The organism is Streptomyces sp. NPDC058674, assembly GCF_042716505.1.
Taxonomy (GTDB): Bacteria; Actinomycetota; Actinomycetes; order Streptomycetales; family Streptomycetaceae; genus Streptomyces.
In genome coordinates this window covers 1-12,329 of the sequence record NZ_JBHXSC010000053.1, presented here as the reverse complement: position 1 = coordinate 12,329, position 12,329 = coordinate 1, and the positions used below count along the sequence as shown (strand labels likewise).

General features: G+C 74.7%; 7 protein-coding genes. 4 read left to right on the top strand and 3 right to left on the bottom strand.

What is annotated here, in order from left to right:
• Positions 1–361 precede the first annotated feature (361 nt).
• Positions 362–2,605 (top strand): asparagine synthase-related protein, encoded by a 2,244-nt coding sequence (locus ACFWU6_RS24255; protein WP_383983018.1) that lies wholly within the window; start codon positions 362–364, stop codon positions 2,603–2,605.
• A gap of 381 nt (positions 2,606–2,986) precedes the next feature.
• Here ACFWU6_RS24255 and ACFWU6_RS24250 read toward each other — a convergent pair whose 3' ends face one another.
• Both ACFWU6_RS24250 and ACFWU6_RS24245 read right to left on the bottom strand, forming a co-directional pair.
• The gene (locus ACFWU6_RS24250) at positions 2,987–5,053 is read right to left on the bottom strand and encodes a sigma-70 family RNA polymerase sigma factor (protein ID WP_383983016.1); all 2,067 of its coding nucleotides are present in this window, start codon (positions 5,051–5,053) and stop codon (positions 2,987–2,989) included.
• Positions 5,054–5,329: 276 nt separating this feature from the next.
• Complete coding sequence (locus ACFWU6_RS24245; protein ID WP_383805490.1) at positions 5,330–6,106, bottom strand: TetR/AcrR family transcriptional regulator; 777 nt, start codon at positions 6,104–6,106, stop codon at positions 5,330–5,332.
• 343 nt (positions 6,107–6,449) lie between these two features.
• On the opposite strand from ACFWU6_RS24245, the gene ACFWU6_RS24240 reads away from it, so the two are divergent.
• Together ACFWU6_RS24240 and ACFWU6_RS24235 are read left to right on the top strand one after the other, a co-directional pair.
• Positions 6,450–7,865: an NAD(P)/FAD-dependent oxidoreductase gene (locus ACFWU6_RS24240; RefSeq protein WP_383983014.1), complete on the top strand. Its 1,416-nt coding sequence runs from the start codon at positions 6,450–6,452 to the stop codon at positions 7,863–7,865.
• Positions 7,866–8,000: 135 nt separating this feature from the next.
• Positions 8,001–9,830, top strand: a complete 1,830-nt coding sequence (locus tag ACFWU6_RS24235) for a SpoIIE family protein phosphatase (protein ID WP_383983042.1) — start codon at positions 8,001–8,003, stop codon at positions 9,828–9,830.
• Between the two features lie 194 nt (positions 9,831–10,024).
• On the opposite strand, the gene ACFWU6_RS24230 is transcribed toward ACFWU6_RS24235, so the two are convergent.
• A complete protein-coding gene (locus ACFWU6_RS24230) occupies positions 10,025–11,314 on the bottom strand; it encodes an MFS transporter (RefSeq protein ID WP_383983040.1) in 1,290 nt (429 codons plus the stop codon).
• Between the two features lie 125 nt (positions 11,315–11,439).
• On the opposite strand from ACFWU6_RS24230, the gene ACFWU6_RS24225 reads away from it, so the two are divergent.
• Positions 11,440–11,976 carry a MarR family winged helix-turn-helix transcriptional regulator gene (locus ACFWU6_RS24225; protein ID WP_008738578.1) on the top strand — a complete coding sequence of 179 codons (537 nt, stop codon included), beginning with the start codon at positions 11,440–11,442 and terminating at the stop codon, positions 11,974–11,976.
• Positions 11,977–12,329: the final 353 nt, after the last annotated feature.

Sequence of the window (12,329 nt, the reverse complement as noted above, 5' to 3'; positions counted from 1 at the left end):
ACTGCGCTGATCGAGCGGGCCGGGGGATGCCGCTGCCTCAATCCCCGCGGGTGGCGGAACGGGCCGGGGGGCGGTTTCCGCCTCCCGGACCGCGCCCGCGCGCCGGGTGCCCCGCGTACCCGTCGGCTCCCGGGGCGGCCGAAGAATGGCCGAAAGCGACCTATGGGGCGGTGGGAACGGAACGCCAAATACCGCATGGCTGAGGCGTGTTCGTTTGCATGTGCGCCCCCCTTAACCCCTCTCGTACGCCTGTCCCGTGGCAGCATGGACCCGAGCCACCCGGGGTCCCGTCGGCCGCGCCCTCAGCGCCGTCCGTGCTGCCTGTGCCCCGGTCATGTGCCCACGGGCTGGGGAGGCGGCGGTGCGCTGGTTGGTGGGTTGGAGCAGTATCGCCGCGAGCTTCGGCACGGCCGGCCGCGTCGTCGGCCACGGGTCCGGCCGCGGCGCCGGCCACGGCCAGGACCCGTACGGGCAGGGCGGATACGGCTCCGGCGGGTACGGCTCCGGCGACCACGCCGAGGGCGGCGCCCCGCTCCGCGGCGGCATCGCCGACGCCGCCCATCCCGGCGACCCCGGCGCGGACGCCGAGCGCACGGTCCACCCCGTCGGCGCCCAACTCCTGTGGGGCGACCCCGACCCCCTGTGGGCCGTCGGCGACTGGCGCCCCGACGAGATCCGCACCCTCACCGCCGACCCCGCCGACCCCTTCACCCGGCTCGCCGTCCTCGGCTGCTGCGGTGCCACCGACGCCGAACTGCGCCGCGCCCTCTACGCCGCCCGCGGCGGTGCGCTGCGCCACCTCACCCAGTGGTCCGGCAGCTACACCGCCGTCGTCCAGGCCGGCCGCCGCATCACCGTCCTCGGCGACCTGGCGGGCGCGCGGCCCGTCTTCTACACGCCCTGGGCGAGCGGCACCGCGTACGCCACCGCCGCGCTCCCCCTCGCCGACCTCATCGAGGCCCAGCTCGACATCGGCCACCTCGCCGCGCTGCTGGCCTGCCCCGACAGCCCCGAGGCGCTGGGCGACGGCACACCGTACGCCGGGGTCCGGCGCATCCCGCCCGGCCACGCCCTCATCCTGCGCGAGGGCTCCCGCGAGATCACCGGCTACGAGCAGGCGGCCTCCCTCGCGGTGGCCGCGCCCGAGGCCGACCCCGAGCGCGCGGTGGAGGGCGTACGGGAAGCACTGGTGGACGCCGTGCGCGCCCGGCTCACGGCGCCCCGGCATGCTCCCGACGCGATGCCGCCGTACGATCCCGGCCCCGTGCCCGGAATGGGCCCCGCCGACCGGCGCGCCGCCCGCGGCGCCCCGGCCCCCGGCGTCGGCGCCGACCTCTCCGGCGGCAGCGCCTCCGCCACGCTCGCCCTGCTCGCGGCCGGGCTGCCCGGCGCCCCGGGCACCCTGCTGAGCCCGGCCGGGGCCCGTCTGCTGGCCGTCACCTTCAACGACCTCGCCACCCCGCAGGGCCGCGAGGCCGAGCTGGAGCGGGCCCACGCCATCGCGGCCGATCCGCGCCTGCACCACGTCGTGGTGGCCGCCGCCGAGGAAGCCCTCCCGTACGCCGAGCTCGACGGGCCGCTGACCGACGAACCCGGCCCCTCGCTGGTCTTCGCCGCCCGCGAACGCCGCCGGCTGGCCGCCGGGTCCGCCGACCACTTCACCGGCCACGGAGCCCGCCAGGTCCTCGACGCGCACCCGGCCCGCATGGCCGACCTCCTGATGGACCGCCGCCGCCGGCACCTGCTGCGCCCGGTCGCCGCCCTCGCCCGGTCCGCCTCGGCCTCGGGCGAGTCCCTGCTGGTCCCGCTCACCGTGTACTCCGCCGCCCGCCGCCTCGCCCGTACGACGTACCGCGCGGGCATGGAGGCCGCCGCGGCCCGGCTCCGCGAGGGCGGGGTCGCCGTCCGCCCCAGCGGCCCGGTGGATGCCTCACTGGCCGCACTGGCCTGGTCCCGGCCCGGTCCCGCGGCGGGCTGGCTGACGGGCGAGGCACTGGCGGAAGTATCGATCCGGCTGGCGGCCGCGGCCGGCCGACCGCCGCTGTCCCTGCGCCCCGGAGAGGCCCGCGCCCGCGCGGTCCTGTCCCGGCACGCCGCCGACCACCGGGTCTTCGAGCAGGCCGTGGAGGTCCGCAGCCAGCGCCTGCACGCCCCCTTCCTCGACAACCAGGTCGTCCGGGCCGCCCGCGCACTCCCCGAGTCCCTGCGGGTCCAGCCCGGGGCCCGCGCCGCGATCCTGCGCACCGTGCTGTCCTCCGCCGGGGTACGCGACCTGCCGCCCGGCTGGGGCGTCACCGCCCACACCGCGAACGAGACGGCGACCCGGCTGGGGCTGCGGGCCGCCCTGACCGAACTGCTGGCCCTCTTCACCTCGCCGCTGCTCGCGGACGCCGGCCTGATCGACGCCCGGGTGGTCCAACAGGCCCTGATCGACGCCGCGGACGGGCGCCCGGTCCCGCTGGACGGGCTGGCGGAGCTCGTGTCCATGGAGCTGTGGCTCGGCCGCCTCCTGGCCCGCCGCGGCACCTGCTGGACGGGCACCACGGCGGCCCGCCGCCGCGCGGTCCCGGAGGGCGTCCCGGTCCACCGCCCAGCCCTGTCCTGAACCCGCCGCCCGCGAAGCGCCCGCCCGCCCCCGGCAATCCGCGCGCTGCCCGGGGGCCCGGTGATCCGCCCGCCGCTCCGGCCCGGGACCCGGCGAAGTATCTGCCGCACGCCGCACGCCGCACGCCGCCCGCTGCTCCCGCCCGTGCGCGGAACGCGCCTGTCGGGCCCGGCCGAACCGACGCCCCGCCGCCGGCCGACGACGGCCGACCCGCCGAGGCCGTACGGGCCTTCGCCGCGGCCGCCGCCCCGCGCGCGGGACTCCCCGTCGGGCCTTCGAGCACGGCCTCGCCGGCCGGGCCGCCCCGGGTCCGGCACGACCGCCGCGCACGGGGAGGCGGTCGGGGCCGCCGTCGGCCCGGCCGCTCTCGACGCCGCCGCGTCAACGGCAGCGGATGACGGCCTCGGCCCAGCTCGCCAGCGTCGGCAGCGCGCCCTGCCCGGCCCGCTCCACCACCAGCCGCAGCGTCGTACGGCCGGTCAGCGGGACCTCCACGGCCACGGCCGGGTCCCCGTACCCGAGGGCCGCGGAGCGCCACAGCCGTTGCCCGTCCCCGTACACGGAGAACCGTGCCGTGCCGTCGGTGAACATCGACAGGCCGTCCACCCCGGCCCGCGCCGAGAAGGAGGCGCACTGCCGGTTCAGCTCGATCTCCACCGAGGAGCGGGAGTCCACGGTGATCCCGTGTCCGAACCGCCGGTCGCCCACCTCCAGCCCCCGGCGCTGCCACACCCAGCTGCTGCGCCAGGTCCGGAGCTCCGGGCCGGTGTGGTCCCCGTAGGCGGAGTGGCCGAGCGAGGCCAGCTGGAACCCCCGCGGCTGCTGCGGCGCCGGCCTCGCCGTGGACGGCGAGGGCCGCACCCGCGACGGCGCGGGCACGGGCGTCGGCGAGGGGGCCGCCGGCCGGGAGGGTGCGGGCGCCGACGCGGGCGCCGGGGGAGCGGCCGGCACCGGCCTCGACGGCCCCGGCGCCGTCTTCCGCGGCGGCGGTACGGAGCTCCGCGCGGCCGGCGGCGGCACCACGGGCGTTTCCGGCTCCGGTTCCGGTTCCGGTTCCGGCTCCGGCGGCGGTACGGGGGCCGCGGGCACCACCGGCGCTGCCGCACTCGGCGCGGGCTTCGCCCGGGCCTGCGGCTCGGTGTCGTCCCCGGCCAGCGCGAACACCACCCCCGCGGCCGCGGCGACCGCGATCCCGGCGGCGATGGCGGCCTTGGCCGGCAGCCCGAGCCCCTCGGACACCGCGGCACCCCCGGCCCCGGCCCCCGCTCCGGCACCGCCCGCCGCACCCCCGGCAGCCCCCGACCCGGCACCACCACCCGCAGCTCCGGCCCCCGCCCCCGCTCCCGCCCCCGCGGCCGACCCGCCGACGGCGGCCGCCGCTGCCCCGGCCCCGCCCGCGGCGACGGCTCCGCCGGCCACCACTCCCGCGGTCTTGGCCGCGTACCCCGCCGCGAACCACCCGATGACCGCCACCGGGAGCAGCGCCGGAATGCCCGCGTTGACGTCCTTGAGCTCCCCGGCGGCCAGCCGGCACTTCGCGCACTCCTCCAGGTGCTTGCGCAGCCCCCGCTCCGCCCGCGTGCGCAGCCCGCCGCGCGCGTAGGCGCCCAGCCGGTCCGCGTACCGTGCGCAGTCGCCGCCCTCGCCCAGTGCCGCACTCACATGGGCCTGCAGGTACGCCTGCTTGAGGCCCTCCCGAGCCCGACCGGCCAGCACCGCGGTGGCGTTGGCGCTCAGCCCGAAGAGCGGCGCGACCGCACTGGGCGAAGCCTCCTCCACGGTGGTGTGCCACAGCACGGCCTGCCACCGCTCGGGCAGGCTCCGGAAGGCCTGCATGGCCATCGACTGCTCGGCTTCGTGCATCGCCCGTACGTCGGCGCCCCGTTCGAGCGTGACGTCGCCGGACAGCCCGGCGATGCCGCTGCCCTCCGCACCCGCACAGGCCTGCTCCGCGAAGACGGCGAAGTCCTCGACGAGCTGCTCCCGCCGCGCGGTCTTCGTCCAGGTCGCCGCGACCCTGCGCACGGTGGTCAGCAGATAGGCCCGCACCGACTGGTCCGGCCCCGCCCCGCCCCGCACCGCCTCGAGCGTCCGCGCGAACACCTCGGCGGTCAGGTCGTCGGCGGTGTGCCCGTCCCGGCAGCAGGTCCGCGCGTAGCGCCGTACCGAGTCGGCGTGGCGACGGAACAGCTCCTCGTACGCACCGTCGTCACCGCCCCGCATCCGCAGGATCAGGTCGGCGTCGGACGGAGGCGGCTCGGCCCCGAAGCCCGCGAGCGCGTGGAGCCCGCCGAGCCCCACGGGACCCGGGGCGGTTCCGGAGCCGGGAGGGACGGCGTGCCGTCCGCCCGGCTCGCGCTGGGCCGGCACCTGCCGGGCGGACAGGCCGCCCGCCCCGGCCCCGCCGCCGACGCCACCGACCGGCTCTTCCCGCCCGTCAACGCTCATCGAGGAAGCCCCCGCACCACACACTCGACCGGTACACCGATGAAGCGTGGCACACGGGGGACGCACGCCGAGGCCCCGCGCGCAGCATCCACTCGTCCGGGCACACTTCGCCGCAACGCCGTGCCTCCGGTGGCCCGTCCGGACGGCGCCCGGTCGAAAAGGCGCCGTCCGAGGAGCCGAGCTGACACGGTGCGTCGTCAGCTCACGAGGTCTGTCAGCTCAGGCGCTCGGTGAGCCCTCGCGGTCAGGAGCTCAGGAGCTCCGTGGTCCGTGAACTCACGCGGTCCGTGAGCGCAGCCCCTCCAGCAGGATGTCGAGCAGCCGCGTCGAAGCCGCCGCCTGCTGCGCCGGATCGGGCAGCGCGGGCGCCGCCGTCGCTATCACCAGCAGCACATCGGCCACCGTGACGTCACCGCGCAGCTCGCCGGCCTCCCTGGCACGGTCCACGAGCCGGCCGACGACCTCCAGCAGCGCGCCGGCGCCCGAGTCCTCCGAAGGCTCGTCCTCGGGCGCCGTACGCGCCCCCACGACCCGCAGGTCGGGGGCGGAGCCACCGGCCGTACCCGCCTGGCGCTGGTGCGGGACCCGCGCCTCGGCGTCCGCGACGCCGTCCTCGCCCGCCGAGTCGACCCGCAGCACCTGCGGCGGCAGCAGCCGCCCGGCGCCCGAGGCGACGGAGGTGCGCAGGAAGCGCGACAGCGCCTGCCACGGCTCCTCCTCCTGGCCGAGTGCGGTCTTGGCCTGGTCGGTCAGCCGGGCGGTCTCCTCCTCGGCTATGCGCCGGACCAGGACGTCCTTGCTCGGGAACCGCCGGTACACCGTGCCGACACCGACCCGCGCGCGCCGCGCCACGTCCTCCATCGGAGCCCCGTAGCCGAGCTCGCCGAAGACCTCGCGGGCCGCGCGCAGGACGTGCTCCAGATTGCGCTGGGCGTCGACGCGCAGCGGCGTGGACCTGCCCACGCCGTGCGTGGTGGCTCCATTCGCGATGCCGCGACCGCTGCTCTCCACCGACAGCGCTGTCGCAGAGCCATGGAAATCGGAAATGTTCATATGTTTCCCCCGGTAATCATTTGTCTCCCCCCGGAGACACTCCCCGCCTTCGCGCCGAGGGGGCCACGGTCAGTGGGGCCCGGTCCTACTCCTCGACGAGATACGAACATAGTTGAGCCAGAGTCAATTCAGAAGAGGCAGCCCCGGACGGACCGCCGCCCGATCGGAGCATCCACCCCGATTTTTCCGCCCGGCCCCTCCGGAATTAGCCATTCCGTACCTTCTGACCTGCGTATTTCCCCCTCCACCCGAGGCCCGGGGCACCCCTGTCCCGGCACTCCCTCCGGTCACACAATGTGTCAGGCCTGTGGACAAACTCCCGGCCACGTTGCGTCATGGGACGGTGAAGGCTGCTAACTCCCGGGGCACGACCCCCGGTACCCCGCCCCGTACGCGCATCCTCGTCGTCGGCGGCGGCTACGTCGGCATGTACACGGCCCTCCGGCTCCAGCGAAAGCTGAGATCCGGCGAGGCCGAGGTCACCGTGGTCACTCCGGAGCCGTACATGACGTACCAGCCCTTCCTCCCCGAAGCGGCCGCGGGCTCCATCTCGCCCCGCCACGTCGTCGTCCCCCTGCGCCGCGTCCTCGACAAGTGCCGCATCGTCATCGGCGAGGCCGAGCGCATCGACCACGCCAAGCGGACCGCCACCGTCACCACCCTGGCGACCGAGGAGGAGGGGACCGGCGCCCTCGAGATCGAGTACGACGAGATCGTCCTCGCCCCCGGATCCATCTCCCGCACCCTCCCCGTCCCGGGACTCGCCGAGTACGGCATCGGGTTCAAGACCGTGGAAGAGGCCATCGGCCTGCGCAACCACGTCATCGAGCAGATGGACATCGCCTCCTCGACGCGCGACCCCGCCCTCCGCGACGCCGCCCTCACCTTCGTCTTCGTCGGCGGCGGCTACGCCGGCGTCGAAGCCCTGGGCGAACTGGAGGACATGGCCCGCTACGCCGCGCGGTACTACCACAACCTCAAGGCCGGGGACATGAAGTGGGTCCTGGTCGAGGCCAGCGACCGCATCCTCCCCGAGGTCGGCCCCGAGATGGGCGTCTACACCATCCGCGAACTGCGCCGCCGCAACATCGACCTGCGCCTGGAGACCCGGCTCGAATCCTGCGAGGACCGCGTCGCCGTCCTCAGCGACGGCGCCCGCTTCCCCACCCGCACCGTCGTGTGGACCGCCGGCGTCAAACCGCACCCGGTCCTCGCCGCCTCCGACCTCCCCCGCAACGAACGCGGCCGCCTCGACTGCACCTCCTTCCTCACCGTCAAGGGAGTCGAGCACGCCTGGGCCGCGGGCGACGCCGCCGCCGTCCCCGACATCACCGCCCCCGAACCGGGCCGCGAATGCGCCCCCAACGCCCAGCACGCCGTGCGCCAGGCCAAAGTCCTCGCGGACAACCTCCTCGCCGCCCTGCGCGGCGAGGTCCTCACCGAGTACGCCCACAAGTACGCCGGCTCCGTCGCCTCCCTGGGCCTCCACAAGGGCGTCGCCCACATCTACGGCCGCAAGATCAAGGGCTACCCCGCCTGGTTCATGCACCGCACCTACCACCTCAGCCGCGTCCCGACCTTCAACCGCAAGATGCGCGTTCTCGCCGAATGGACCCTCTCCGGGCTCTTCAAGCGTGAGATCGTCTCCCTCGGCTCCCTCGAACACCCCAGGGCAGAATTCGAACTCGCCGCAGGAGGCGGCCCCAAGCCCCCTCCGCCCGCCACCGCCCCCCAACCCCCGCAGGACAGCCAGGGCTGACGTTGTCAGTGCGGTCGGCCACACTGGACGTGTGACCATAGGTGCGCTCACACCTGCACAGAGTGACATCGTCCAGTCAGCGACCGACCACGAGCGACACAGCGACCACTTGCGACACCACGAGGCTTGAACGCAGTGAACTTCACGCGCTGGAGCGCCCGGTTTCCCGGAACGCAGCGCCGCGCCGCCGCCCGGACCGACCACGCCGCCGCCCAGGCCAAGCGGGGTGAAGGCTCCGTCCCGGCAGCCCGCGGCGGCCGCGCCGACCCCGCAACCGAGCGGTCCGACCCCGGAGCCAGGCGGCCCGGCCCCGCGACCGAGCGGCCCGCCCCCGCCGCGGACGGCTGCCCCGCCGACCCCCGAGCCCTCGGCGCCGCCGGCCCGTCCGCCGCCGCCGGCCCGCCCGCCCCCTGCCCGGGCGCCCGCGCCGCGGCCCCCTCCCTCGACGAGCTCTCCGCCCGGGAGGTCCTCGACCGCCTGCCGGCCCTGGTCGCCCTCGTCCACGGTCCCGAGCACCGCGTCGCCTACGTCAACGAGGCCTACACCGCGGGCTTCGGCTCCCGCACCCCCGGCGACCCCGCCCACGACAGCCTCCCCGAGCTGGGCGAGCTCGGCCTCCTCCCGCTCCTCGACCAGGTCCAGCGCAGCGGCAGGCCCCGTACCGCCAAGAACCGCACCGCCCCCGGCGGCACCAGCTCGTACACCGTCACCTGCACCCCCGTCGAGTTCCCCAAGGCCGGCCCCGACGGCGACCCCGACGCCCACCACAGCGGCGTCCTGGTCCACCTCGCCGACGTCACCGACCACGCCGAAGCCGCCGAGCGGCTCCGCGCCAGCGAGCGCCGCCAGCGCGAAGCCGCCGTCACCCTCCAGCGCTCCCTGCTCCCCCAGGAGCTCGAACAGCCCGACGACCTCCGCGTCGCCGCCACCTACCAGCCCGGCGGCACCGAGGCGGCCGTCGGCGGCGACTGGTACGACGTCATCACCCTCGGCGCCGGCCGCACCGCCCTCGTGATCGGCGACGTCATGGGCCGCGGGGTCCGCGCCGCCGCCGTCATGGGCCAGCTGCGCACCGCCGTCCGCGCGTACGCCCGCCTCGACCTCCCGCCGCACGAGGTGCTCCAGCTCCTCGACGGCCTCGCCGCCGAGATCGACGCCAGCCAGATCGCCACCTGCGTGTACGCCGTCCACGACCCCAACGAGGGCCTGCTCGCGTACGCCTCCGCCGGCCACCTCCCGATCCTGGTCCGGGACGAGGACGGCACCGTACGCCGCGCCGCCGACCCCACCGGCCCCCCGCTCGGCACCGGCGGCTGGCTCCACACCTCGGGCACCATCGCGCTCGGCCCCGGCTCCACCGCCGTCCTCTACACCGACGGCCTGGTGGAGCGCCGCGGCGAGGACATCGACGAGGGCGTCGCCGCCTTGGAACGCGCCCTCTCCGGCGCCCAGGGCACCCCGGCCGTCATCTGCGACCGCCTGATGCGCGCCCTCGGTGTCGACGCCGACCACGACGACGACGTCGCCGTGATGGTCCTCCAGCAGCCCGCCCGCACCGGAGCCGACGCCGAGCTCTTCCACAACGCCGCCCTGGAACTCCACGGCGGCATCGAGGCGGCCCCGCGCGCCCGTGCCTTCGCCCAGGGAGTCCTCGCCTCCTGGCGCTTCCCGGTCGAACTGTGCGACCTCGGGGTCCTCGCCGCGAGCGAGCTCGTCGCCAACTCCCTCCAGCACGGCACCCCGCCCATGCGGCTGCGGCTGCGGCGCACCGATCGCCGCCTGATCATCGAGGTCACCGACGGGGACGACCACCTTCCGCGCCGCCGCCGCGCCGAGCCGGCCGACGAGACCGGCCGGGGCATCTCCATCGTCGCCACGATCGCCTCCTCCTGGGGCTCCCGCCGAACCCCGGACGGGGGCAAGGCCGTCTGGTGCGAGTTCGCCCTCCCCGACAAGCAGCCCTAGTCACCCGGCCCCCGCACCCGGGCACGCGGACGCCGGGCACGCGGACGCGGGGCACTCGGACGCCGGGCACTCGGACGCCGGGCACTCGGACGCCGGGCACTCGGGTGCGCGGACACCAGGGCACCCGCACCCGGGCACGCGCAAGGCCCCGGTCCACCGGACCGGGGCCTTGCGCCTTCTGTCTTCCCGCCGCGCTACGCGTGCACCGGCTCCCCGGCCGCCTTCACCGCGGTCGCAGGATGCCCCTGCGCCACGATCCGGCTCGCCAGCGACGGGTTGTCCTGCACCGGGCTCAGCTGCTTCCCGAGCCGCAGCGCCAGCCAGGCGATCCCGAGCGAGACGGCCACGAAGAAGCCGATGTAGAGCACCGGCATCCCGGCGCCCAGCGGCACACCCAGCGGCCCGAGCGCCAGCGCCATCTGCTTGACCAGCGCGAAGGCGGAGTTGTACTGGCCGACGGACCCCTCCGGAGCCAGGTCGGCCACCAGCGGGGCCAGGGTCGGCGACAGCATCGCCTCGCCGATCCCGAAGAGGGCGTACGTGGTGACGAACGCGGCGGCGGCCATCACGGCGCTCCCGTGCCCGAGACCCGAGAACCCGGCGATGACCCACGCCGCGGTCCAGATGAGCCCGACCAGCGCGATCACCCGGGACCGGCGCCGCTTCTCCACCAGCCGAAGCACGACGAACTGCGCGACGACGATCGCCCCGGTGTTGGCGGCGAGCGCGAAGCCGAGCGTGGAGGGGGAGATCCCGGCGGCCTCGGTACCGAAGGCGGCCAAGCCCGACTCGAACTGCCCGTAGCAGGCGAAGAAGATCACGAAGCCGAGCACCAGCAGCTTGACCATGGCCTGGTGCTGCATCAGCCGCTTCCAGCCACTGCCCGCCGGGGCGGTGCCCTTGGGCACGGAGTCCTTGATGACCGGAGCGTGCGGCATCCGTACGGTGAGGACGACCCCGGCCAGCACGAGGAACATCACGGCCTCGATGCCGAACAGCAGGGTGAAGCTGGCGGGCCGGTTCTCGTCGACGATCTGACCGCCGATGAGTCCGCCGATGCCCAGGCCCAGGTTCTGCATGAAGAACTGCAGGGCGAAGGCGCGCGTACGCGTCGACGGCGTCGAGCACCACACGATCATCGTGGCGAGCGCCGGCTGCATCACGGCCTGCCCGGCGCCGAGCGCCAGAGCGGACAGCAGGATGGGAACGACCCCGGTGGAGAGTCCGAGGGACAGCGCGCCCACCGAGGCGACCACGGCCGCCCCGACGACCACGGGCACCGGCCCGCGGCGGTCGATGACCCGGCCGGTGAGCGGCAGCGCGACGAGAGCCCCCAGGGCGAACGCCACGAACGCGCTCGTGGCCGCCATGGAGCCCAGACCTCGTACCTGCGCCACGTAGATGTAGAGGAACGGAACCGTGAAACCGATGCCGAACGCGGTCAGCGCGTTCCCGGCCTGGATCCGCCGCATCGCAGCGCCCATCACCTTGGTCACTTCTCACCTGCCTTTGAAAACTGAAGACTGAAGACTTCATACCTAAACTTCGACCCTTAACTCTACACATCGAAGGAGTTAGATGCCAACGAGCTCGTGCGATACTTCGACCCATGGGTGACACCCCCGACGGCACCACGCCCGTCCACGAGCCGACCCTCGATGAGCAGATCGCCGTCTACCAGCGCGAGTTCCAGGACCTCGACCCCCAGGTCGAGAAGGTCGTATCGGCACTGAGCCGTCTGAACCGCCGGATGAACGTCGCGTACGGGCGCCAGACCGCGGCGCTGGGCATCAGCAACGCGGAGTGGGAGGTACTCAAGGCCCTGGTCATCTCGGGCGCCCCCTACCGGATGGGACCGAGCGAGCTCGCGAAGCAGCTGGGCCTGACGCCGGCGGCGATGACGCACCGGATCGACCGCATGACGGCGGAAGGACTGGTCACCCGCGAGCGGGACGAGTCCAACCGGGTCCGGGTGATCGTGGAGCTGACGGACGAGGGCCGCAGCAAGTGGCTGGACGCGATGCGCGCGGCGACGGTCTTCGAGGAGGACCTCCTCCAGGACCTCTCGACGGCGGAGCGCGGAGTGCTGGGCGACATGCTCACCCGCCTCCTGGACCGCGTGGAAGACCTCCAGTCCCCGAGCTGACCTGCGGGGTTGACACTCCCGACACGCATCCGTAAGGTTCTTCGAGTTGTCCCAGAGCCGAACGGTTCCGAGGTCAACGAATCCCGCCGCCTCGTTGCGGCACCCAACTCAGCACGATCTCCCACCGGGAACCAATTCGGCATGTCCGGATTAAATTCCGAAGGCCGATTATGAATCGCCGGGGAAATCCACTAGAGTTCGGGAGTCGGAAGGGCCCAACAGCCCGGAAGGCAAAACCCGCTGACTGGGAGTCAGGCCCGAAAGAGTCTGATAGAGTCGGAAACGCAAGAACAGAACGAAAGCCCGGAGGAAAGCCCGAGAGGGTGAGTACGAAGGAAGCGTCCGTTCCTTGA